A 21,442-nucleotide genomic window follows, 5' to 3' on the forward strand; every position below is an offset into this window, starting at 1 on the left:
CTGGCCGCTGGAGGCTCCCATGTCCAAATTCCCTACAGCTGTAAACCTGCACAAAACCTCCAACACCCTCGGCCTTACCTACGGGCCCGACGAGGTGTACCAACTCCCCGCCGAACTGCTGCGCACCCACTCGCCTTCCGCAGAAGTCCAGGGTCACGGCAAACCCATCCTGCAATTCGGCAAACTCAACGTGCGCTTGGTCAAAATAGAACCGGCCGGTCAGTACGCACTGAAATTGACCTTCGACGACGGTCATGACAGCGGACTGTTCACCTGGGACTACCTCTACCAATTGGCCGTGCGCCAGGACGCGCTGTGGGCCGACTACCTTGCCGAACTCAAAGCGGCCGGCAAAACCCGCGATCCAAGTCAGTCGGTCGTGCGGCTGATGCTCTAGCCCAGGCGTCTTGCTCTTTAGAGGGCATTTTCTAATTTCATCTGCTTGAATGCCCTGTCGCGTGACCAACGCTTGGTCCGCTTGCGAAAAAAATTAAACTCGGGTAACCAATGGAGCTGGCAAGTTCCCTGCATTTGACGATGCGGTATCAACGGTCACCCGAGTCGCAGTACCTGGCTTGTGTTGTGTATCGAAACTGGGTGCACAGCGGCAGTAACGGGTACTCGTCTTTCGGACAATGGAGCGTCGTAGATGAGTAACAAGAATAACGATGACTTGAAACGCCAGGCCTCGGAAAACACCCTGGGGCTGAACCCGATCATCGCGTTACGTAAAAAGGATTTACTCGCCTCGGCGAAGATGGTGCTGACCCAAGCCATCAAGCAACCGTTGCACAGCGTCAAACACGTCGCGCATTTTGGCGTGGAATTGAAGAATGTGATGTTCGGCAAATCGCAGCTGGTACCCGAAAGCGACGACCGTCGTTTCCATGACCCTGCCTGGAGCCAGAACCCGCTCTACAAACGTTATTTGCAGACCTACCTGGCGTGGCGCAAGGAACTGCACGACTGGATCGGCGACAGCAACCTGTCGGAACAGGACGTCAGCCGCGGCCACTTCGTGATCAACCTGATGACCGAAGCCATGGCCCCGACCAACAGCGCGGCCAACCCGGCGGCGGTCAAACGCTTTTTTGAAACCGGCGGCAAAAGCCTGCTTGATGGCCTTTCCCACCTCGCCAAGGACATGGTGCACAACGGCGGCATGCCGAGCCAGGTCAACATGGGCGCCTTTGAAGTGGGCAAGAGCCTGGGCACCACCGAAGGTGCCGTAGTGTTTCGCAACGACGTGCTGGAGTTGATCCAGTACAAGCCGATCACCGAACAGGTGCACGAGCGCCCGCTGTTGGTGGTGCCGCCGCAGATCAACAAATTCTATGTGTTCGACTTGAGCCCGGATAAGAGCTTGGCGCGGTTTTGCCTGCGCAATGGCCAGCAGACGTTTATCGTCAGCTGGCGCAACCCGACCAAGGCCCAGCGCGAATGGGGCCTGTCGACCTATATCGAAGCGCTCAAGGAAGCGGTCGACGTGGTCACCGCGATCACGGGCAGCAAAGACATCAACATGCTCGGCGCCTGCTCCGGTGGCATTACCTGCACCGCGCTGCTGGGCCACTACGCGGCGCTGGGCGAGAAGAAAGTCAACGCACTGACCCTGCTGGTGAGCGTGCTGGACACCACGTTGGACACCCAGGTGGCGCTGTTTGTCGACGAACAGACCCTGGAAGCGGCCAAGCGCCATTCCTATCAAGCCGGCGTGCTGGAAGGCCGCGACATGGCCAAAGTGTTCGCCTGGATGCGCCCCAACGACCTGATCTGGAACTACTGGGTCAACAATTACCTGCTCGGCAACGAGCCGCCGGTGTTCGACATCCTGTTCTGGAACAACGACACCACGCGCTTGCCGGCCGCCTTCCACGGCGACCTCATCGAACTGTTCAAAAATAATCCACTGGTCCGCGCCAACGCCCTGGAAGTGTGCGGTACGCCGATTGACCTCAAGCAGGTCACCGCCGATATCTATTCACTGGCCGGCACCAACGACCACATCACGCCGTGGCAGTCTTGCTACAAGTCGGCGCAGCTGTTTGGTGGGAAGGTTGAATTCGTGTTGTCCAGCAGCGGTCACATCCAGAGCATTCTTAATCCACCGGGCAATCCCAAGGCGCGTTACCAGACCAGTGACAGCCTCACGGCGAAACCGCTGGAATGGCAGGAGAATGCAACCAAGCACACCGATTCCTGGTGGCTGCATTGGCAGGTATGGCAGGCGGAGCGGGCGGGGAAGTTGAAGAAAGCACCGACGGCATTAGGTAATAAAAAGTACGCCGCAGCCGAAGCGGCGCCGGGAACATATGTGCATGAACGATAGCTGCAAGCTACAAGCCTCAAGCTGATTGAGTTCAGCTTGTAGCTTGAAGCTCGCAACTGCCCCCCCTAACCCGAAGGGTTCCCCCATGCCTCAACCGTTCATCTTCCGTACCATCGACCTGGATGGCCAGACCATCCGCACGGCGGTGCGCCCGGGCAAGCCTCACTTGACGCCTTTGCTGATCTTCAATGGCATCGGCGCCAACCTTGAGCTGGTGTTTCCGTTCGTCCAGGCGTTGGACCCGGACCTGGAAGTGATCGCCTTCGATGTGCCCGGCGTGGGCGGTTCGTCGACGCCCAACCGGCCCTACCGTTTTCCCGGCCTGGCCAAACTTACCGCGCGCATGCTCGATTACCTGGACTACGGCCAGGTCAACGCAGTGGGTGTGTCGTGGGGTGGCGCGCTAGCGCAGCAATTCGCCTACGACTACCCGGAGCGTTGCAAAAAGCTGATCCTCGCGGCCACGGCAGCGGGTGCGGTGATGGTGCCGGGCAAGCCCAAAGTGCTGTGGCTGATGGCCAGCCCACGCCGTTACATCCAACCGTCCCACGTGGTGCGCATTGCGCCGATGATTTACGGCGGCTCGTTCCGCCGCGATTCGAAACTGGCCGCCGAACACGCGAGCAAAGTGCGCTCGGCCGGCAAGCTGGGTTACTACTGGCAGCTGTTTGCCGGGCTGGGTTGGACCAGCATCCATTGGCTGCACAAAATCCGCCAACCCACCCTGGTGCTGGCCGGGGACGACGACCCGCTGATCCCGCTGATCAACATGCGCATGCTCGCCTGGCGCATTCCCAATGCGCAGTTGCACATCATTGATGATGGCCACCTATTCCTGATCACCCGGGCCGAAGCCGTGGCGCCGATCATCATGAAATTTCTCGAAGAGGAGCGCATGCGCGCGGTGATTCATCCGCGACCGGCGGTGTAAGGACCACACCGCCGCGCAACTTGCCAGGAACCGACTATGGTTCTGAATTGGCGTGCCTGTTGATGGCTTGACGAAGGAGTGTTGGCTCATGCGAGAAAGACCCGTGACGAACCCGGCGCCCACCCCTGCCGCGTTCATCAATGCGCAAAATGCGATCACCGGCCTGCGTGGCCGGGATTTACTGTCAACCCTGCGCAGCGTCGCCGCCCACGGCTTGCGCAACCCGGTGCATACCGCGCGCCACGCCGTGGCGCTGGGCGGGCAATTGGGCCGTGTATTGCTGGGCGAAACCGTGCATGCGCCCAACCCCAATGACAGCCGCTTCACCGACCCCACCTGGAAACTCAACCCCCTGTACCGGCGCAGCCTGCAAGCCTATTTGAGCTGGCAGAAGCAATCACGCCAGTGGATTGACGACAGCACCCTGAGCGACGATGACCGGGCACGGGCGCATTTTGCGTTCTCCCTGTTCAACGATGCCGTCTCGCCCTCCAACAGCCTGCTCAACCCGCTGGCCATCAAGGAACTGCTCAACTCCGGTGGCAACAGTGTGGTGCGCGGCGTGAGTAACCTGCTCGAGGACCTGCTGCACAACAATGGCCTGCCACGCCAGGTGAGCAAGCACGCGTTCGAAGTGGGTAAGACGGTCGCCACTACACCCGGCTCAGTGGTGTTTCGCAATGAGCTGCTGGAGCTGATCCAGTACAAGCCCATGAGCGAAAAACAATATGCCAAGCCCCTGCTGGTGGTGCCGCCGCAAATCAACAAGTACTACATTTTCGACCTGAGCCCGGCCAACAGCTTTGTGCAATACGCCCTGAAAAACGGCCTGCAGACCTTCATGATCAGTTGGCGAAACCCGGACGTGCGGCACCGCGAATGGGGCCTTTCGACCTACGTCGCCGCCGCAGAAGAAGCGCTCAACGTGTGCCGGGCGATCACCGGCGCCCGCGAGGTCAACCTGATGGGCGCCTGCGCCGGCGGTCTGACCATCGCCGCACTGCAAGGCCACCTGCAAGCCAAGCGTCAGTTGCGGCGCGTCTCCAGCGCCAGCTACCTGGTCAGCCTGCTGGACAGCCAGATCGACAGCCCCGCCACACTGTTCGCCGACGAGCAAACCCTGGAAGCCGCCAAGCGCCGCTCTTACCAGCAAGGCGTGTTGGATGGCCGCGACATGGCCAAAGTCTTTGCCTGGATGCGCCCCAATGACCTGATCTGGAACTATTGGATCAACAACTACCTGCTGGGCAAGGAACCGCCGGCCTTCGACATCCTGTACTGGAACAACGACAACACGCGCCTGCCCGCCGCGCTGCACGGCGACCTGCTGGACTTCTTCAAGCACAACCCACTCAGCCATTCCGGCGGCCTGGAGGTGTGCGGCACGCCTATCGATCTGCAAAAGGTCACGGTGGACAGTTTCAGTGTGGCCGGGATCAACGACCACATCACGCCGTGGGACGCGGTGTACCGTTCGACCCAACTGCTGGGCGGTAAGCGACGCTTCGTGCTCTCCAACAGCGGGCATATCCAGAGCATCCTCAACCCGCCCGGCAACCCAAAGGCCAATTACGTCGAAAACCCTAAGATGAGCAGCGACCCGCGCGCCTGGTACTACGACGCCCACCACGTCGAGGGTAGCTGGTGGCCGCAATGGCTGGAGTGGATCCAGCAACGCTCAGGCGTGCAACGCGAAACCCTCACCGCCCTGGGCAACCAGAATTACCCACCGATGGAAGCAGCGCCTGGCACCTATGTTCGGGTGCGTTGAGCTCAACGATCACATTAAGAAGACTGGATGAAGACGCGCGACCGTATCCTTGAATGTGCCCTGCAGTTGTTCAACCAGAAGGGCGAGCCAAACGTGTCGACCATGGAGGTGGCCAATGAAATGGGGATCAGCCCCGGCAACCTTTACTACCACTTCCATGGCAAGGAGCCGCTGGTCCTCGGCCTGTTCGAGCGCTTTCAGAATGAGCTGGCGCCGCTGCTCAACCCACCCGCCGACGCACAGCTGGAAGCCGAGGATTACTGGCTGTTCCTGCACCTGATCGTCGAGCGTATGGCCCATTACCGGTTCCTGTTCCAGGACCTGTCGAACCTGGCCGGGCGCCTGCCGAAGCTGGCCAAAGGTATTCGCAACCTGCTCACGGCGCTCAAGCGCACCCTGGCTTCGTTGCTGGCGAGGCTGAAGGCGGCGGGGCAGTTGGTGAGTGGCACTCAAGCCTTGGGGCAACTGGTGGAGCAGATCACCATGACCTTGTTGTTTTCCCTGGATTACCAGCGGATTCTCGACCGTGAAGGCGAGGTGCGGGTGGTGGTGTACCAAATCATGATGTTGGTGGCGCCGCATCTGTTATTGCCGGCGCGACTCGCAACCGAGACGTTCGCGCTGAAATACCTGGATGACCCCATCTGAAAATGTGAGAGCTGGCTTGCCTGCGAGAGCACTTGACCCGTCAGCTCACGTGGGGCCTGACACCCCGCAATCGCAGGCAAGCCAGCTCCCACCCATAAAAATGCCCGACCTTTGCAGGCCGGGCATTTTTTGTGTCCTGGGGAAAATCAGGACTGACTGGATGGCGTCGGGGTTGCCGGCGTTGCAGTCGGGGTCACAGCAGCAGGCGTCGGTGCGGACACCGAGTTGGCTGTGGAAGCGGTTGGTGCCGGAGTAGCAGGCTTGGGTGCGGCTGGTTTTTTCGCTACTGCTGGCTTCTTCGCGGCAGCAGGTTTCGCGACCGGCTTCGCGGCGGCGGGCTTGGATGCTGGTTTGGCAGCAGGCTTTGCAGCTGCGGTTTTAGCCGCAGGCTTGGCGGCTGGTTTTGCTGCTGCCTTGGCGGCGGGCTTAGCAGCAGCTTTAGCGGCTACCGGTTTAGCAGCAGGCTTTGCGGCGGGCTTGGCAGCTGCCGTTTTTGCCGCAGGCTTGGCGGCTGGTTTAGCAACAGCTTTGGCTGGTGCCTTGGTCGCAGCTTTGGCAGCCGGTTTGGCGGCAGCTTTCACGGCAGGTTTGGCAGCAGCGGTTTTAGCAGCCGGCTTGGCAGCGGGTTTAGCGGCGGCAGTTTTCGCCGGAGCTACTTTGGCACCCGTCAGCTTTTCAATTTGCTTGGTCAGGGTATCGACCTTACTGTGCAGCGTCTTCAGTTCTGCTTTGCTAGGCACGCCCAGTCGCGAAATGGCACTGTTAAGGCGCTTGTCGAAAGTTTCTTCCAACTTGCCCCAAGTGTCAGAAATGCTCGATTTGGCGGAACCGGCAGTTGCCTTGGCCGCATCAACTTTTTTACCAACCGTGGTTTTGGTCAACTTCTCGGCCTTCTCGCCGTCCTTGACCAAAGTCTCGAAGTACTTGCCACCGTCACTGCTAACCTTCGAGTACACGCCTAAACCAGCAAGCCAGATCTTACGGGAATATTTTTCAACTTCCCCGACCCACGAGCTGCCTTCTTTCTGAGTAGTCTTTTTAACAGCCATCCCGATGTCTCCTTAGTGTTTACGCGCGACACGTTCTAGCAATGTCGTCAGCTCTTCGAGCTTAGCAGAGAGTGTCTCAACGTCATGTTTAGATGCAATGCCGATTCGATTCAAGGCACTTGCAACACGAGTATCAAAAGCTTTTTCAACTTTATCCAGCTGAACTTCTACCAGGCCTTTGACGGAGGAGACATTACTCTTGACTTGATCAATCTGACTGTTGGCGGCCTCAAGTTGTTCAACTGCAACTTTTTTGCCTTTACTTTCAACATGTTGACCAGTTTTAACCAGCTCTTTGAAATACTCGCCGCCCTCACTTCCAACCTTGGCATAGGCACCAAGTCCTGCCAGCCAGATCTTGCGGGCGTAGGATTTAACGTCGCTCAGCGTAGTGGTCTCGACGTCGATTTTTTTCTTCAGGATAACTTTGGCCATGGTGCACCTCACGCAGAATAGGGTGGAGGAACGGCCCGCAGGAGTTGAGGGCTTGGGCACAAAGTAGGGTGAAAAATTAGAATCGGCACCCTAAGAACGAGCGGATCACGCCAGCGCCTTATCCAGCGCCTTTTCAATTTCAGACTTGATGGAGCCGCTCATGGCCGACATCAACAGGCCCAGCTCCACATCAATGCGTAAAGAATCGTCGGCCACTACTACCGTGCCTTTCACCCCTGAACGCTTGAGGTTCAAGGTGTCCCCGGACCACGACGGCTCGAGGCCGTATTGCTCCTTGAGTTTTTGCGCCAACTTTTCGGCCTTTGCCCGTGCGCCTTCTTTACCCAGGGAATGTGCACGCTCAACGGTTATACGGGCCATTGCAATGACTCCTCTTTATAGCGACGTTGTAAACCTTCCATGCGGCAAAAGGTCTCTGTGATGGCCTATCTTACCTGCAGCCTTGCCAAGACAAAGCAGGCCTTGGGGATTATCATGTGCCGCATTCTCTTTTGGTGACAGCGATATGACTGATCAGCGCAAAGGCAGCGATGCCGAACCCACCACTCACTTCGGCTTCAAGAACGTCCCGGAAAGCCAAAAAGCGGAAAAAGTCGCTGAGGTGTTCCACTCTGTAGCCGCCAAGTACGACCTGATGAACGACGTGCTGTCGGGCGGTATGCACCGCCTGTGGAAGCGCTTCACCATCGAGCTGTCGGGTGTACGCACCGGCAACCGTGTGTTGGATATCGCCGGCGGCACGGGCGACCTGGCAGCGAAGTTCTCCAAGCTCGTTGGCCCGACCGGCCAGGTGGTGTTGGCGGACATCAACGGTTCGATGCTCAAGGTCGGTCGCGACCGCCTGCTCGACAAAGGCGTGGCCGGCAATATCGAATTCGTCCAGGCCGACGCTGAAAAGCTGCCGTTCCCCGACAACCATTTCGACTGCGTGACCATCGCTTTCGGCCTGCGCAACGTGACCCACAAGGAAGACGCGATCCGCTCGATGCTGCGCGTGCTCAAGCCGGGCGGCCGCCTGTTGGTGCTGGAATTCTCCAAGCCGACCAACGCGCTGATGTCCAAGGTCTACGACACCTACTCGTTCGCCTTCATGCCGTTGATGGGCAAGCTGATCACCAATGACGCCGAGAGCTACCGCTACCTGGCCGAATCGATCCGCATGCACCCTGACCAGGAAACCCTAAAGTCGATGATGGTAGAGGCCGGTTTCGACCGCGTGACTTACCACAACATGACCTCGGGCGTCGTCGCGCTGCACCGCGGCATCAAGCCCTGATGGTGTTCGCCGGACTTCTCGCCAGCGTCGAACACGGCCTCAATCGTGTACTGCGCCTGGACAGCACCGCCCTGGCGCGGCTTGCGCACCTCAACGGCAAAGTCATTGCCGTCGATTGCCGCAGCCCCGCCTTGCAGCTGTTTATCCTGCCCAGCGATGAAGGCCTGATGCTTGCGAGCCAATGGGCCGCCGAGGCCGATTGCACCTTGCGTGCGCCGGCATCGAGCCTGTTGCACCTGGCCCTGAGTCGCAACAAGACCGCCATCCTGCACAGTGCCGAAGTGGAGCTGGAAGGCGACAGCGCGGCGCTGATGGACCTGGCCGCCGTGTTGCAAGACCTGGAACTGGACTGGGAATACGAGCTGTCCCGCTGGATCGGCCCCGTGGCTACCCAGTTGATCAGCGGACACCTGCGCAGCAGGTCGCGTTGGTACCAGCAAGGGTTCGCCAGCCTCAACCAGAACCTTGCCGAATACCTGAGCGAAGAATCGCGCACCCTGGTCGGAGAACGGGAAGCGCAAGCGCGCTTTCGTGAACTCGACAAGGCCAAAATCGACCTGGAACGCCTTGAGGCACGCTTCGAGCGCCTGAGCCGTTCCCTTGATCCAAGCGATAACGCATGAAGCTGCTTGCCGTCCGCCGTTTGTTTCGTATCCAGCGCGTCGTAATCCGCTACCGCCTTGATGACCTGCTGTTCGCCCTGCCCCTGCCGTGGTTCCTGCTTGCCGTGCGCTATGTGCTGCCATGGCGTTGGTTCCCGCGTAAACAGCTGGAGCTGAGCAGGGGCGCACGCCTGCGCCTGGCCTTGCAGGACCTGGGGCCGATCTTTATCAAGTTCGGGCAGATCCTCTCGACCCGTCGCGATTTGTTACCGGAAGACATCGCCGACGAGCTGATGCTGCTGCAGGACCGCGTGCCACCCTTCGATTCCCAGCAATCGATGAAGCTGATCGAAGAGCAGCTTGGCAAGAAGATCAGCGAAGTCTTCAGCCGCTTCGACGTCGAGCCACTGGCCTCGGCCTCGGTCGCGCAAGTGCACGCAGCGCGGCTCAAGACCGGCGAAGAAGTGGTGGTGAAGGTGATCCGTCCAGGCCTCAAGCCAATCATCGGACAGGACCTGGCGTGGTTGTTCATCCTCGCCCGCGCCGCCGAGCGCTTCAGCGCCGATGCGCGCCTGTTGCACCCAGTGGACGTGGTCGCCGACTACGAAAAAACCATCTACGACGAACTCGACCTGCTGCGCGAAGCGGCCAACGCCAGCCAGCTCAAGCGCAACTTCGAAGGCTCGCCGTTGCTGTACGTGCCGCAAGTGTATTGGGACTGGTGCCGACCCAAAGTGCTGGTGATGGAGCGCATCTACGGCGTGCAGGTCACCGACCTTGCGACCCTGGCCGACCAGCGTACCGACATGAAGATGCTCGCCGAGCGTGGTGTGGAGATTTTCTTCACCCAGGTGTTCCGTGACAGTTTCTTCCACGCCGACATGCACCCGGGCAACATCTTCGTCAGCACCGTCAACCCGTGGAGCCCGCAATACATTGCGATCGACTGCGGTATCGTCGGCAGCCTGACCCCCGAGGACCAGGACTACCTGGCGCGTAACCTGTTTGCCTTCTTCAAGCGTGACTATCGCCGCGTGGCGCAGTTGCACATCGACTCGGGCTGGGTACCGGCAGAAACCAAACTCAACGAATTCGAAGCGGCGATCCGCACCGTGTGCGAGCCGATCTTTGAAAAACCGTTAAAAGATATTTCATTCGGCCAGGTGCTGATGCGCCTGTTCCAGACCGCTCGGCGCTTCAATATGGAAGTGCAGCCGCAACTGGTGCTGTTGCAAAAGACCCTGCTGAACATCGAAGGCCTGGGCCGTCAGCTGTACCCGGACCTCGACCTGTGGAACACCGCCCAACCGTTCCTGGAGCGCTGGATGCGCGAGCGGATGAGCCCGAAGACCATGCTGGGCAACCTGCACAGCCAGATGGAACAACTGCCGCATCTGGCCAACATGACCCGCGACTTGTTGGAGCGCATGTCCCAGCCCCACGCCAAGGACCCGGCGCCGCCGTGGCAGAAACGCAAGGACGACTGGTTCCTGCGCCTGCTGGGTGCGGCCCATCTGGTCGGCGGCGTAATGCTGGCGATTGGGGGCCCGCTGAACCCACTGGGGCACTGGCCGGCTGGCATCATGGTCGCCGTGGGTGTTTATCTGATCGTGCGTCGATAGCCAATCCGGTTATACACTGTCGCAAATTGCCGGAGCCGAACATGAAAGACTGGCTGGACGAGATCAAGTGGGACAGTGACGGCCTGGTGCCGGCCATTGCCCAGGACTACAAGACCGGGCGCGTGCTGATGATGGCCTGGATGAACCGCGAGGCCCTGAGCCTCACTGCCGCTGAGCAGCGCGCCATCTACTGGTCACGCTCGCGTGGCAAACTGTGGCGCAAGGGCGAAGAGTCCGGGCATGTGCAAACCTTGCACGAGCTACGCCTGGACTGCGACGCCGACGTGGTGATCCTCAAGGTCGAGCAGATCGGCGGCATCGCTTGCCATACCGGCCGTCACAGCTGCTTCTATCGCGTGTTCGAGCATGGCGAATGGAAGATCGTCGAGCCGGTACTCAAAGACCCGCACGCCATCTACCCGGCAGGACACTAGACATGAGCGATACCCTGAACCGTGTGGCCCAGGTGCTGGAGGACCGCAAAGGTGCGGATGCCGACAGCTCCTATGTCGCCAGCCTGTATCACAAGGGCCTGAACAAGATTCTGGAAAAACTCGGCGAAGAATCCGTCGAGACCATCATCGCGGCCAAAGACGCGCAAATCAGCGGCGACTGCAGCGATGTGATCTACGAAACCGCCGACCTTTGGTTCCACAGCCTGGTCATGCTCGCCCAACTGGGGCAGCATCCGCAGGCTGTACTGGATGAACTGGACCGTCGCTTTGGCTTGTCCGGGCATGCCGAAAAGGCTTCGCGTCCGTCCACTTGAATAACGTTGACTGAGGATTTGCAGCATGGGCATTTTTGACTGGAAACACTGGATCGTCATTCTGGTGGTCGTGGTACTGGTGTTCGGCACCAAGAAACTCAAAAACCTCGGTACCGACGTGGGCGAGTCGATCAAGGGCTTTCGCAAAGCCATGAACGATGATGAAAAACCAGCCGACCCGGTCGCCAACCCGGTACCGCCGGCCCAGCCTGTGCACCCGCAGGCCGCCCAGCCGATCACCGAACGTCGTACCTTCGACGTGCAGGCTGAGAAAGTCGAAGAGCCGACCCGCAAAGACTCGTGAGCACTGACTAATGTTTGGTATCAGCTTCTCTGAACTGCTGCTCGTCGGCCTCGTGGCCTTGCTGGTATTGGGGCCGGAACGCCTGCCCGGTGCAGCGCGCACGGCCGGCCTGTGGATCGGGCGCCTGAAACGCAGTTTCAACGCCATCAAACAGGAAGTTGAACGGGAAATCGGCGCCGACGAGATTCGTCGGCAACTGCACAACGAGCACATTCTGTCGTTGGAACAGGAAACGCGAAAGATTCTGTCGCCCGTGCAGGAGCCCGCCAAACCGGCGCAGCCTGTGGCCGAACACAGCATCGCGCCCGTCGCTGAAACCGCCCCCGTGGCACCGACCGCGCCAACCGAGCCTGCGCCGACGCCCGTTGCGTCGCCCGCGCCCCATGACCCTACATTGCCGCCGCGAGCCCCATGAGCGCTGATAAACCGGAAAACGACCAGCATATGCCGCTGGTCTCGCACCTCACTGAGCTGCGTACCCGCCTGCTGCGTTGCGTAGCGGCCATCTTCATCATTTTTGCCGGGTTGTTCGCCTTTACCCAGCAGATCTACACCTTTGTTTCGACGCCACTGCGCCAGTACCTGCCGGCCGGCGCGACGATGATCGCCACCGATGTGTCCTCGCCGTTCCTCACGCCGTTGAAGCTGACCATGATGGTTTCGCTGTTCCTGGCGATCCCGGTGATCCTGCACCAGATCTGGGGCTTTATCGCGCCAGGCCTGTACAAGCATGAGAAGCGCATCGCGGTGCCGTTGCTGGTGTCGAGCATCCTGCTGTTCTACACCGGCATGGCGTTCGCGTACTTCCTGGTGTTCCCGTTGATCTTCAAGTTCTTCGCCGCAGCCACTCCGGCCGGCGTGGAGATGATGACCGACATCACCAGCTACCTCGACTTCGTGATGACGTTGTTCTTCGCCTTTGGCGTGGCCTTCGAAATCCCGGTGGCCGTGGTGCTGCTGGTGTGGATCGGCGTGGTCAACGTGTCGTACCTGAAAAAGATCCGCCCCTACGTGATCATCGGCTGCTTCGTGGTCGGCATGATCCTCACGCCGCCGGATATCTTCTCCCAGACGCTGCTGGCCGTGCCGATGTGGATGCTGTTCGAAATTGGCATCCTGTTCAGTGCCTTGATCAGCAAGCGCGGCGAACACCGGGATGATCAACCCGCCGACGACGACCAGCCGCCAGCGACCCAGCCGTGAACCTGCTGCTGCTGGAAGAGGCCGATTTTATTACGGCCGAGCGAGTGGTGCTGCGCGATCGGCGCCTGGTGCATATGCAGGAAGTCCACCGCGCCGCCGTCGGCGACAGCCTGCGGGTCGGCCGTATCGGCGGGCTGATGGGCAATGCGCAGTTGCTGCGCCTGGACGCCGGTGAAGCCGAGCTGCAAGTGAGTGTCGATCAGCCGCCACCGGCCAAACTGCCGCTGACCCTGTTGCTGGCCCTGCCGCGCCCGAAAATGCTGCGCCGGGTGCTGCAGACCGTGGCCGCCATGGGCGTGCCCAAGGTAGTGCTGCTGAACAGCTACCGGGTCGAAAAGAGCTTCTGGCAAACCCCATTCCTGGAGCCCGAGGCGATTCGCGAGCAATTGATCCTGGGCCTGGAACAGGCGCGGGATACAGTGCTGCCCGAGATCGTTATCGAAAAGCGCTTCAAACCGTTCGTCGAAGACCGCCTGCCGGCCATGACTGAAGGCACCCTGGGCCTGATCGGTCACCCCGGCGATTACCCGGCCTGCCCGCGTGGGCTGGATGAGCCGGTGACGCTGGCGATTGGCCCGGAAGGCGGCTGGATCCCCTACGAAGTGGACTTGCTGGCCAAGGCCGGCATGCAGCCCGTGCAGCTCGGCGCGCGCATCCTGCGCGTCGAAACCGCCGTCACCGCCCTCCTCGCCCGACTTTTCTAACTACTCGGTCCAACAGACGCTCCCACATTGGAGCTGTGTCGCTACAGAATACTGCGTGCGTGCCGATACCCTTCGAATAAGTCCAAGCCTTGTTCCAGGGGAGTTTGCAGCATGTATCGATGGTTAGCCGAAAGGCTGGGGAATGTGAGTGTCAAAACCAAGCTGGGCGTAGGCTTCGGGCTGGTATTGCTGCTGACGCTGATGATCACGTTCACCGGCTGGACCGGGCTCTCCGGCGTGATCAGCCGCGGCGACAAACTGGGGTATATCGCCAGCCTCAACGACCTGAGCAAGGAATTGCGCATCGCGCGCCTGGATTTTGAAATGCGCCGTGGCGAGCAGGGTCCGACGACGGTCAATGGTTTTCTCGGCCAACTGGAAAGCGGCCTGAAAACCGCACGTACACTCATTGAGCAGCCCGCTGAGATTGCCTTGATCGATGATCAACTCGCGGCGGTCGACCAGTACAAGCGCGCATTCGAGGCCATGGTGCAGGCCGGCGCCAACCGGGAAAACGCCCGCAGCAAACTGGGCGACACGGCCGACAACGCAGTGGCCAACGTGAGTGAGGTTGAAAAAGCTCTGCTGCAAGGCGACAGCGTCAGCCAGTTCAACAGCGTTGTCGATTTGAGCAAGCTGATCCAGCAAGCCCGCTTCCAGGTGCGTGGCTACACCTATAGCGGCAGGGTCGAGGCCGAGCAACCAGCGCTGGACGCCATCGACAACGCCTTGAAGAAAATCACCGCCCTCGATAGCCAGCTACCCGAGCAATATACAAAAAACCTGCAACAGGCCAGCGTTTCGCTGCAAGCTTACCGTGCAGCGGTGAGCCAATACCGTGACTCTCAAGTCTCCAGCGCCGAGGCCTTGAAAATCATGGTCAACCAGGGCGAACTACTGCTGGACCGCAGCAACAAACTGACCGCCTCGCAAACGGTTGTGCGTGATACAGACGCCGCACGCGCCAAACAGTTGTTGCTGTTGGCCGCGACACTCGCGCTGATCTTTGGCCTGGTCGCCGCATGGGCCATCACCCGTCAGATCATCCTCCCGCTGAACGAGACCCTCCAGGTGGCCGAGCGCGTGGCCTTGGGTGACCTGAGCCACAACCTGACCTCCCTGCGCCAGGACGAACTGGGCCAACTGCAACGCGCCATGCAAAGCATGACCGTCGGCCTGCGTGAGCTGATTGGCGGGATCAGCGACGGCGTCACCCAGATCGCCAGCGCCGCCGAGCAACTGTCTGCCGTTACCGAGCAGACCAGCGCCGGGGTCAACAGCCAGAAGATCGAGACCGACCAGGTCGCCACTGCCATGAACGAAATGGCCGCCACCGTGCAGGAAGTCGCGCGCAACGCCGAGGAAGCGTCCGAAGCCGCCGTGGCCGCAGACCAGCAAGCCCGTGAGGGCGATAAAGTGGTCGGTGAAGCCATCGCTCAGATCGAACGCCTGGCCACCGAAGTCGGCAACTCCACCGCTGCCATGGGCGACTTGAAGCGCGAAAGCGACAAGATCGGCAGCGTGCTCGACGTGATCAAGTCCGTGGCCCAGCAAACCAACCTGCTGGCCCTCAACGCCGCGATTGAAGCCGCGCGTGCCGGTGAAGCCGGGCGTGGCTTTGCGGTGGTGGCCGATGAAGTGCGCAGCCTGGCCCAGCGTACGCAGAAGTCCACCGAAGAGATCGAAGAGCTGATTGTCGGCCTGCAAAACGGCACCCAACAGGTGGCGACCATCATGGATAACAGCCGTGGCCTGACCGACAGCAGCGTTGAACTGACCCGCCGTGCCGGCAGCGCCTTGGCGAACATCACCCGCACGGTCTCGACCATCCAGGCAATGAACTCGCAGATCGCCACCGCCGCCGAGCAACAAAGCGCCGTGGCTGAAGAGATCAATCGCAGCGTACTGAACGTGCGCGATGTGTCGGAACAAACCTCTTCGGCCAGTGAAGAAACCGCCGCGTCCAGTGCTGAACTGGCACGTCTGGGCATCTACTTGCAGACGCTGGTCGGACGTTTCCGTATCTGATCGGTCCTACGCGGCGGCCAGTCGAGGCCGCCGCAAGTTGTGAAACTTCCTACGTAGTTATCAGCCCGCCATCACCCCGAATCGATTTAGCGTTGGTCTACGCGCTTTTTCAGATTTGGAGGTTCACCATGTTTCCTCGGCTGACCCGCTTGCTGGTCAACGCCAGCGTCCGTATCAAACTCGCCCTGGGATTTGGCCAGGTGCTGGTCCTCAGCCTCGTCATCGCCGTGACCGGCTGGCAGGCCCTGAATGACGTACTTCTGCGCTCAAGCAACTTGTCGACACTGGGCCAACTGGCGGCTGTCGCGGAGGCGATGCGCGCCGACCGTATCGTTTACCGCACCCTCACTGACACCGCCAGTCTGGGCAAGATGGCGCAACAGATTGAAACCATCGACCAGCATCTGCGCGACCTGGCAAACCACCTTGAGGACCCAGCAGAACTGCGGCGCATCCAGGAAGCGGAACGCCTGGTGGCCAGTTTCAAAGCCACGCTCGTAGAACTGCCGCCCTTGATCGAACGGCGCGACAATACTCGCCCCCCGCTCCACGCGATGGCGCTGCAGGCCAGCGACACCCTCGCGCAGCTGGCCAGCGAACTGCCTGACCAGCAAGACCAGCAAGCACTGGATGCGATTGAAAACCTGCGCCACGTCATGGAGCAGGCCGCGGATCGCGCCCAGAGCCCCGCCTGGGCGGCCGAAACGTTGCAAGCCTACGCCGACGCCGTCAGCAACACCCTCGACGCGCTGGACGTTGCCCAGGCCGCCGTGACCCGCCTGCCTGTCGATTCGGCCCTGCTCAAAACAGACCTGGCGAACTACCGTGCGCAGCTCCTCACGCTCAAGGAAGCCCAGCTCACCACTGAGACCGTACAGAACCGCTTTGAACAACAACTCAACCAGTTACTGGAACACAATGAATTGCTGAGCCAAAGCCAGACCATCAAGCGCGACAGTGAGGCTGACCATACCCGCACCTTGCTTTCGAGTGTCACGGTGGCCGCCTTGTTGCTGGGTTCATTTGCCGCCTGGTGGATCGCCCGGCAGATTGCCGTGCCGCTGCGCGAAATCCTCACTGCCGCTCACCGTGTCGCCGACGGCGACTTGAGCCACGACATCCAGGTGGAACGTCGCGACGAACTGGGCCAGTTGCAGCAAAGCATCGGACAAATGACCCGCAACCTGCGCAGCCTGATCAGCAGCATTGGCGACAGCGCCCGGCAGATCGCCAGCGCCGCCACGCAGCTCTCAGCCGTCACCGAGCAGACTCGCGCCGGGATCAATGATCAGAAAGACGAAACAGACCAGATGGCCACAGCGATGAATGAAATGCTCGCCACCGCCCAAGAAGTCGCACGACATGCCGAACAAGCATCGGCGGCGGCCAATGAGGCCGATCAACAAGCCAGCACCGGGGACAAGGTCGTCGGGCAGGCGGTGGAGCAAATTGGCCATCTGGCCCACGAAATGGCGCGCTCCAGCCAGGCGATGATTGCATTGCAACGCGAAAGCCAAAAAATCGGAGGTGTGTTGGACGTCATAAAATCAGTGTCTCAACAAACCAACCTGCTGGCCCTGAACGCGGCCATTGAAGCGGCGCGTGCGGGCACGGCAGGCGAAGGGTTTGCTGTGGTCGCCGATGAAGTCCGCAGCCTGGCCTTGCGCACGCAGGCATCCGCTGAAGAAATCGAAGGACTGATCTGCGGCCTGCACACCGGCACCCAACAGGTGGCAGACATTTTGGACGGCAGCCGCGCGCTGACCGACAACAGTGTCGACCGGAGCCGCGACGCAGGCGATGCATTGGTAGCCATTATCCGTACAGTCTCGATCATCCAGGAAATGAACCCGCAGATTGCCGCTGCCGCCGAACAACAAAGTGCCGTGGCCGAGGAAATAAATTGCAGCGTGATGAAAGTGCGGGACGTGTCGGAGCAAACAGCGGCCGCCAGCGAGGAAACGGCGGCGGCCAGTGTTCAGTTGACGCGGCTGAGCCTGGACCTGCAGACACTGGTCGACAAGTTCCGGCTTTGACCTGTGGTTTGCGACATCAGAGGACTTGGCGCAGGAACGCCTGGGCCCTTGGGTCTTTGGGCGCAGCGAAGAACTCGGCCGGGGCCGCGTCTTCCAGCAACTTGCCATGGTCGAAAAACAGCACGCGGTCGGCCACTTCACGGGCAAAGCCCATTTCGTGGGTGACGCAGACCATGGTCATGCCTTCCAGGGCCAGGGTCTTCATCACATCCAGCACCTCGCCGACCATTTCCGGGTCGAGCGCCGAAGTGGGCTCATCAAAGAGCATCACCTTGGGCTCCATCGCCAGGGCTCGGGCAATCGCGACCCGTTGTTGCTGGCCGCCGGACAAGCGGGATGGAAATTCATTGGCCTTTTGCGCGATACCGACCTTCTCCAGCAGCGCCAGGGCCTTGGCCTCACGCTCCTGCTTGCCGCGCTTGCGCACGACTTTCTGCGCCAGGCACAGGTTTTCCAGCACAGTCATGTGAGGGAACAGGTTGAAGTGCTGGAACACCATGCCAACTTCACGGCGGTAGGCGTTGACGTCGGTTTTCGGATCAGCCAGTTGCAGGCCGTCGATGCTCACCGAGCCGGAGTCGAACGCCTCAAGGCCATTAAGGCAACGCAGGAAGGTCGACTTGCCGGAGCCCGACGGGCCGATCACCACCAGCACTTCGCCCTTGGCCACCTGGGTGGTGACGTGGTCCACCGCGCGCACTACTTGGCCACGCGTGTCGAAGACTTTTACCAGATCGCGGACTTCAATCACTTTGCGCGAGCCTCCGCTCAAGCCGACTGGCGATTTTCGACAGCGGCAGGTTGATCAGCAGGTACAAGCCTGCGACGCAGAACAGGATTTCAAACGGCGAGAACGAAGTGGTGATCACCTCGCGGCCGCTCTTGAGCAGTTCGGTAATCGCGATCACCGACACCAGGGAAGTGTCCTTTACCAGGCTGATAAATTGCCCGGCCAACGGCGGCAGCACGCGCTTGAAGGCCTGCGGCAATACCACATGGCGCATCGACTGGCTCGCGCTCAGGCCTAAGGAGCGAGCGGCTTCGTTCTGGCCACGGGTGATGGACTGCACGCCAGCGCGCACGATTTCCGCCACATACGCGCCAGTAAACAGCGACAGCGCGGCGATACCGGCAAATTCCCGGGACAGGTTGAGTACCGTGCCGATAAAGAAATAGAAAATGAAGATTTGCACCAACAGCGGCGTGCCGCGCACCAGCTCGACGTAGATCGTCGACAGATCGCGCAGGGTCGGGTTATTGGACAGCCGGCACAAGCCGGTCGCCAGCCCGATCGCCAGCCCGAGGATGCCGGATACCACCGACAGCCACAGCGTGGTCCACAACCCCCACATCAAAGGGCCCAACGCCCAATGCCGGGTCACGCCCACCACGTCGCCTTCGGCCACATCGTCGCCACGCGCCACTTGCAGGCTGTTGTCGGCAACGGTCAGCCTTTGCTCGGCACCCGCGTCGTTGCGCAGGGTCACTTCAGCCACATCGCCTTTGCGCACCAGTTCGACAACCGTGGAGATGTCGGCGGCACGCTGGGACGTCTCAGCCTGGTAGACGAAGTATTGCGGCACGCGGTTCCAACGCCACTCGTAGGACATCAGCGAGGTGGCGTAGTACAAGGCGCCAGCCAGGCCGACCAGCACGACCACGGTCAGCAGGTGCCAGGGCCATTGGGCTTTTTTCTGTTTCATTTTACTTTCCGGGTTTTGTGTCGCCTGTGAGGCCGCCTTCGCGAGCAAGTCGAAACGTCGAACCACCGCTCCCACTTTCGACCGCATTCTCATGTTGGAACTCGGTCAAATGTGGGAGCGGGCTTGCTCGCGAAGGGCGCGACTCGGTATTCAGCCTGGCTTATTCCATATCCTTGAGCCACTCGGAGCGCTTGAACCACTTGTCATGGATACGATCGTAGGTGCCGTCGTTGCGGATCTGGTGCAGGAAGTTGTTGATGAAGTTGATGCTGTCGTAGTCGCCTTTTTTCAGGCCAAACGCCAGGGGTTCGAAGGTGAACGGTTCTTCGAGGAACACCAGCTTGCCGCTACCGACTTTCTTCTGGGCAACCACGTTGTACGGTGCGTCATACACAAAGGCATCGGCCTTGCCGTTGACCACGTCCAGCACGCCTTCCTGCTCGTTATCGTAGCCGTGGTACTTGGCCTTGGAGATCAGCTTCTTGGCGACCATCTCGCCCGTGGTACCCAGCTTGGAGGTCAGGCGGTATTTCTCGTCGTTCAGGTCTTTGTAAGACTTGATGGTGCCTTCCAGCTCCTTGCGAATCAGCAGGGTCTGGCCGACCACGATGAAGGGCTCGCTGAAGTTCAGGCGCAGGTTGCGTTCCTGGGTCAGGGTCATGCCGCTGCCGATCATGTCGAACTTGCCGGTCAGGAAGGCCGGGATGATGCCGTCATAGCCAGTGGATACCAGCTCCAGCTTGACGCCCATGGACTTGGCCATGGCCTTGAGGATGTCGACTTCGAAGCCGATGATTTCACCGCGCTTGTCGGTCATTTCAAACGGCATGTAGGTCGGGTCCATGCCGACTTTCAGCGTGCCACGCTTGACCGCATCATCGATTGCGCCGGCCTGGGCCGCGTTGGCCGCGACCAGCGCGGTGACGCCAAGCAGCAGCATCGAAAGATACTTCTTCATCATCAAGTCCCCTGAACGATTCTTGTAAGGTCGGCGCGCAAAAGGGCTGCACCATTTCGGGGTGCGATCCTAACCCACTCGCCTCCCGCTACAAAGGTTTCACGGCTATTTGTTATCGGCGTATCTCGCAAAAGCCCAGCAACGCCAAGGCAAAGCGCACGCATAGACATTTGGGCAGAGCGCAGCAGTAACGGATTGATGTGTATAGAGTTATGACTTTCAGTCGATTTCCGCCATCCAGGCCGTGTCCTTAAACCACTTGTCGTGCAAGCGATCGTAGGTCCCATCCAGGGCAACCTGGTTGAGGAAGTGGTTGATCCAGTTGAGGCTGTCGAAATCGCCTTTCTTCAAGCCAAACGCCAGGGGTTCAAAGGTGAAGGGTTGCTCAAGCGCCAGCAGCGCGCTGTTTTCCGGGCGACTCAAAGCGATGAGGTTATAGGGTGCGTCATGAATAAAGGCATCGGCCTCGCCTTGCACCACTTGGCGCACGCCCTCTTCCGGCGTTGCAAAACTGCTGAGCCGGGCCGCCCCCAGAAACCGTCGCGCCGCTGACTCGCCGGTGGTGCCTTCGGCGGTAGCGATTCGGTAGCTGGCATCGTCCAGGTCTTCGACACTGGCGACCTTGCCCATGAGACGTGGATGCAGCAACACTGACTGACCGACCACGATGAACGAATCGCTGAAGTTCAGCTTAATGTTGCGTTCCTGGGTGACGGTCATACCGCTGCCGATCAGGTCAAAATTTTTCGCCTGCAACCCCTCCACCAACTCGTTGTAAGGCACTGCAACCAATTCAAGATCAACCCCCAAGGCCTGGCTCATGACCTTGAGCAGGTCGATTTCAAAGCCGACGATGCGCCCTTGTTTATCGGTCATTTCAAAGGGCATGTAAGTGGGCGTGGTGCCGACTTTCAGCACACCGCGTCGAACCGCGTCGTCAATCGCGCCTGCCTGTGCCAGGCCTATGTGAATCAATGCGACAGCGCCTATCAACAGCGCCGAACAATAGCCTTTGCTCATGAATACCCCAGTGGCCGAGTCAAATTCGGGGGC

The 21,442-nt window shown here is 60.1% G+C and carries 23 protein-coding genes; 16 read left to right on the forward strand and 7 right to left on the reverse strand.

The features are described from left to right. The first annotated feature begins 19 nt into the window (after positions 1-19). The 5 genes from AACY44_RS03580 (at position 20) to AACY44_RS03600 (ending at position 5,679) form a co-directional block, all read left to right on the forward strand. Positions 20-397, forward strand: a complete 378-nt coding sequence (locus AACY44_RS03580) for a DUF971 domain-containing protein (RefSeq protein WP_314561598.1) — start codon at positions 20-22, stop codon at positions 395-397. A 252-nt stretch (positions 398-649) separates the two neighbouring features. Continuing rightward, a complete protein-coding gene (phaC, locus tag AACY44_RS03585; RefSeq protein ID WP_339415542.1) occupies positions 650-2,329 on the forward strand; it encodes a class II poly(R)-hydroxyalkanoic acid synthase in 1,680 nt (559 codons plus the stop codon). An 85-nt stretch (positions 2,330-2,414) separates the two neighbouring features. Further along, positions 2,415-3,260, forward strand: coding sequence for a poly(3-hydroxyalkanoate) depolymerase (phaZ, locus tag AACY44_RS03590; protein WP_016979176.1), 846 nt, complete (start codon positions 2,415-2,417; stop codon positions 3,258-3,260). A gap of 88 nt (positions 3,261-3,348) precedes the next feature. Beyond that, positions 3,349-5,031 carry a class II poly(R)-hydroxyalkanoic acid synthase gene (gene phaC, locus AACY44_RS03595; protein WP_339506868.1) on the forward strand — a complete coding sequence of 561 codons (1,683 nt, stop codon included), beginning with the start codon at positions 3,349-3,351 and terminating at the stop codon, positions 5,029-5,031. Between the two features lie 27 nt (positions 5,032-5,058). Next, positions 5,059-5,679: a TetR/AcrR family transcriptional regulator gene (locus tag AACY44_RS03600; RefSeq protein WP_339415540.1), complete on the forward strand. Its 621-nt coding sequence runs from the start codon at positions 5,059-5,061 to the stop codon at positions 5,677-5,679. A gap of 146 nt (positions 5,680-5,825) precedes the next feature. On the opposite strand, the gene AACY44_RS03605 is transcribed toward AACY44_RS03600, so the two are convergent. From AACY44_RS03605 to AACY44_RS03615, 3 genes are all read right to left on the reverse strand, one after another. After that, positions 5,826-6,728 carry a phasin family protein gene (locus AACY44_RS03605; protein WP_339435785.1) on the reverse strand — a complete coding sequence of 301 codons (903 nt, stop codon included), beginning with the start codon at positions 6,726-6,728 and terminating at the stop codon, positions 5,826-5,828. A 12-nt stretch (positions 6,729-6,740) separates the two neighbouring features. Beyond that, entirely contained in the window at positions 6,741-7,163 is a 423-nt protein-coding gene (locus AACY44_RS03610) for a phasin family protein (RefSeq protein ID WP_065875741.1), read from the reverse strand. 105 nt (positions 7,164-7,268) lie between these two features. Continuing rightward, the gene (locus tag AACY44_RS03615; RefSeq protein ID WP_339427287.1) at positions 7,269-7,544 is read right to left on the reverse strand and encodes a polyhydroxyalkanoic acid system family protein; all 276 of its coding nucleotides are present in this window, start codon (positions 7,542-7,544) and stop codon (positions 7,269-7,271) included. A 145-nt stretch (positions 7,545-7,689) separates the two neighbouring features. Here AACY44_RS03615 and ubiE point away from each other — a divergent pair, with 145 nt between their 5' ends. The 11 genes from ubiE to AACY44_RS03670 all read left to right on the forward strand — a co-directional run bounded on the left by ubiE (position 7,690) and on the right by AACY44_RS03670 (position 17,728). Then, positions 7,690-8,460 carry a bifunctional demethylmenaquinone methyltransferase/2-methoxy-6-polyprenyl-1,4-benzoquinol methylase UbiE gene (gene ubiE, locus AACY44_RS03620; protein ID WP_339415537.1) on the forward strand — a complete coding sequence of 257 codons (771 nt, stop codon included), beginning with the start codon at positions 7,690-7,692 and terminating at the stop codon, positions 8,458-8,460. Next, positions 8,460-9,083, forward strand: coding sequence for a ubiquinone biosynthesis accessory factor UbiJ (locus AACY44_RS03625; RefSeq protein WP_339415536.1), 624 nt, complete (start codon positions 8,460-8,462; stop codon positions 9,081-9,083). The genes ubiE and AACY44_RS03625 overlap by 1 nt, the downstream gene beginning before the upstream one ends. After that, the gene (ubiB, locus tag AACY44_RS03630) at positions 9,080-10,684 is read left to right on the forward strand and encodes a ubiquinone biosynthesis regulatory protein kinase UbiB (protein WP_339415535.1); all 1,605 of its coding nucleotides are present in this window, start codon (positions 9,080-9,082) and stop codon (positions 10,682-10,684) included. Before AACY44_RS03625 ends, ubiB begins: the two co-directional genes overlap by 4 nt. A gap of 41 nt (positions 10,685-10,725) precedes the next feature. Continuing rightward, positions 10,726-11,118 (forward strand): phosphoribosyl-AMP cyclohydrolase, encoded by a 393-nt coding sequence (gene hisI, locus AACY44_RS03635; protein ID WP_314561632.1) that lies wholly within the window; start codon positions 10,726-10,728, stop codon positions 11,116-11,118. Between the two features lie 2 nt (positions 11,119-11,120). After that, positions 11,121-11,453 (forward strand): phosphoribosyl-ATP diphosphatase, encoded by a 333-nt coding sequence (locus tag AACY44_RS03640; RefSeq protein WP_049710425.1) that lies wholly within the window; start codon positions 11,121-11,123, stop codon positions 11,451-11,453. A 25-nt stretch (positions 11,454-11,478) separates the two neighbouring features. Continuing rightward, positions 11,479-11,757 carry a twin-arginine translocase TatA/TatE family subunit gene (locus AACY44_RS03645; RefSeq protein ID WP_105695034.1) on the forward strand — a complete coding sequence of 93 codons (279 nt, stop codon included), beginning with the start codon at positions 11,479-11,481 and terminating at the stop codon, positions 11,755-11,757. Between the two features lie 10 nt (positions 11,758-11,767). Next, entirely contained in the window at positions 11,768-12,172 is a 405-nt protein-coding gene (tatB, locus tag AACY44_RS03650; protein WP_339415534.1) for a Sec-independent protein translocase protein TatB, read from the forward strand. Continuing rightward, the gene (gene tatC, locus AACY44_RS03655; RefSeq protein ID WP_339415533.1) at positions 12,169-12,960 is read left to right on the forward strand and encodes a twin-arginine translocase subunit TatC; all 792 of its coding nucleotides are present in this window, start codon (positions 12,169-12,171) and stop codon (positions 12,958-12,960) included. The genes tatB and tatC overlap by 4 nt, the downstream gene beginning before the upstream one ends. Beyond that, positions 12,957-13,664, forward strand: coding sequence for a 16S rRNA (uracil(1498)-N(3))-methyltransferase (locus AACY44_RS03660; protein WP_339415532.1), 708 nt, complete (start codon positions 12,957-12,959; stop codon positions 13,662-13,664). Before tatC ends, AACY44_RS03660 begins: the two co-directional genes overlap by 4 nt. A 111-nt stretch (positions 13,665-13,775) precedes the next feature. Further along, on the forward strand, positions 13,776-15,692 hold the full coding sequence (locus tag AACY44_RS03665; protein ID WP_339427290.1) for a methyl-accepting chemotaxis protein: 1,917 nt from the start codon (positions 13,776-13,778) through the stop codon (positions 15,690-15,692). A gap of 128 nt (positions 15,693-15,820) precedes the next feature. Further along, a complete protein-coding gene (locus tag AACY44_RS03670; RefSeq protein ID WP_339415530.1) occupies positions 15,821-17,728 on the forward strand; it encodes a methyl-accepting chemotaxis protein in 1,908 nt (635 codons plus the stop codon). Between the two features lie 16 nt (positions 17,729-17,744). On the opposite strand, the gene AACY44_RS03675 is transcribed toward AACY44_RS03670, so the two are convergent. The 4 genes from AACY44_RS03675 to AACY44_RS03690 all read right to left on the reverse strand — a co-directional run bounded on the left by AACY44_RS03675 (position 17,745) and on the right by AACY44_RS03690 (position 21,409). Next, positions 17,745-18,479 (reverse strand): amino acid ABC transporter ATP-binding protein, encoded by a 735-nt coding sequence (locus tag AACY44_RS03675; protein ID WP_339457297.1) that lies wholly within the window; start codon positions 18,477-18,479, stop codon positions 17,745-17,747. Continuing rightward, positions 18,472-19,431 (reverse strand): amino acid ABC transporter permease, encoded by a 960-nt coding sequence (locus AACY44_RS03680; protein WP_339415528.1) that lies wholly within the window; start codon positions 19,429-19,431, stop codon positions 18,472-18,474. The genes AACY44_RS03675 and AACY44_RS03680 overlap by 8 nt, the downstream gene beginning before the upstream one ends. Before the next feature lie 160 nt (positions 19,432-19,591). Further along, positions 19,592-20,389 carry a transporter substrate-binding domain-containing protein gene (locus AACY44_RS03685; RefSeq protein ID WP_339415527.1) on the reverse strand — a complete coding sequence of 266 codons (798 nt, stop codon included), beginning with the start codon at positions 20,387-20,389 and terminating at the stop codon, positions 19,592-19,594. A 219-nt stretch (positions 20,390-20,608) separates the two neighbouring features. Then, positions 20,609-21,409 carry a transporter substrate-binding domain-containing protein gene (locus AACY44_RS03690; RefSeq protein ID WP_339415526.1) on the reverse strand — a complete coding sequence of 267 codons (801 nt, stop codon included), beginning with the start codon at positions 21,407-21,409 and terminating at the stop codon, positions 20,609-20,611. Between the last annotated feature and the right edge of the window lie 33 nt (positions 21,410-21,442).

Origin of the sequence: Pseudomonas sp. RA_15y_Pfl1_P11 (genome assembly GCF_963970975.1) — a bacterium.
GTDB lineage: Bacteria > Pseudomonadota > Gammaproteobacteria > Pseudomonadales > Pseudomonadaceae > Aquipseudomonas > Aquipseudomonas tritici.

What these genes read in the sequence shown, in the direction of transcription:
- hisI (WP_314561632.1), top strand. Translation starts at nt 10,726, where the DNA reads ATGAAAGACTGGCTGGACGAGATCAAGTGGGACAGTGACGGCCTGGTG.
- tatB (WP_339415534.1), top strand. Translation starts at nt 11,768, where the DNA reads ATGTTTGGTATCAGCTTCTCTGAACTGCTGCTCGTCGGCCTCGTGGCC.
- AACY44_RS03625 (WP_339415536.1), top strand. Translation starts at nt 8,460, where the DNA reads ATGGTGTTCGCCGGACTTCTCGCCAGCGTCGAACACGGCCTCAATCGT.
- phaC (WP_339415542.1), top strand. Translation starts at nt 650, where the DNA reads ATGAGTAACAAGAATAACGATGACTTGAAACGCCAGGCCTCGGAAAAC.
- phaC (WP_339506868.1), top strand. Translation starts at nt 3,349, where the DNA reads ATGCGAGAAAGACCCGTGACGAACCCGGCGCCCACCCCTGCCGCGTTC.
- AACY44_RS03680 (WP_339415528.1), bottom strand. Translation starts at nt 19,431, where the DNA reads ATGAAACAGAAAAAAGCCCAATGGCCCTGGCACCTGCTGACCGTGGTC.
- ubiE (WP_339415537.1), top strand. Translation starts at nt 7,690, where the DNA reads ATGACTGATCAGCGCAAAGGCAGCGATGCCGAACCCACCACTCACTTC.
- AACY44_RS03605 (WP_339435785.1), bottom strand. Translation starts at nt 6,728, where the DNA reads ATGGCTGTTAAAAAGACTACTCAGAAAGAAGGCAGCTCGTGGGTCGGG.
- AACY44_RS03615 (WP_339427287.1), bottom strand. Translation starts at nt 7,544, where the DNA reads ATGGCCCGTATAACCGTTGAGCGTGCACATTCCCTGGGTAAAGAAGGC.
- ubiB (WP_339415535.1), top strand. Translation starts at nt 9,080, where the DNA reads ATGAAGCTGCTTGCCGTCCGCCGTTTGTTTCGTATCCAGCGCGTCGTA.
- AACY44_RS03600 (WP_339415540.1), top strand. Translation starts at nt 5,059, where the DNA reads ATGAAGACGCGCGACCGTATCCTTGAATGTGCCCTGCAGTTGTTCAAC.
- AACY44_RS03580 (WP_314561598.1), top strand. Translation starts at nt 20, where the DNA reads ATGTCCAAATTCCCTACAGCTGTAAACCTGCACAAAACCTCCAACACC.
- AACY44_RS03690 (WP_339415526.1), bottom strand. Translation starts at nt 21,409, where the DNA reads ATGAGCAAAGGCTATTGTTCGGCGCTGTTGATAGGCGCTGTCGCATTG.
- AACY44_RS03685 (WP_339415527.1), bottom strand. Translation starts at nt 20,389, where the DNA reads ATGAAGAAGTATCTTTCGATGCTGCTGCTTGGCGTCACCGCGCTGGTC.
- tatC (WP_339415533.1), top strand. Translation starts at nt 12,169, where the DNA reads ATGAGCGCTGATAAACCGGAAAACGACCAGCATATGCCGCTGGTCTCG.
- AACY44_RS03665 (WP_339427290.1), top strand. Translation starts at nt 13,776, where the DNA reads ATGTATCGATGGTTAGCCGAAAGGCTGGGGAATGTGAGTGTCAAAACC.
- AACY44_RS03610 (WP_065875741.1), bottom strand. Translation starts at nt 7,163, where the DNA reads ATGGCCAAAGTTATCCTGAAGAAAAAAATCGACGTCGAGACCACTACG.
- AACY44_RS03640 (WP_049710425.1), top strand. Translation starts at nt 11,121, where the DNA reads ATGAGCGATACCCTGAACCGTGTGGCCCAGGTGCTGGAGGACCGCAAA.
- phaZ (WP_016979176.1), top strand. Translation starts at nt 2,415, where the DNA reads ATGCCTCAACCGTTCATCTTCCGTACCATCGACCTGGATGGCCAGACC.
- AACY44_RS03645 (WP_105695034.1), top strand. Translation starts at nt 11,479, where the DNA reads ATGGGCATTTTTGACTGGAAACACTGGATCGTCATTCTGGTGGTCGTG.
- AACY44_RS03670 (WP_339415530.1), top strand. Translation starts at nt 15,821, where the DNA reads ATGTTTCCTCGGCTGACCCGCTTGCTGGTCAACGCCAGCGTCCGTATC.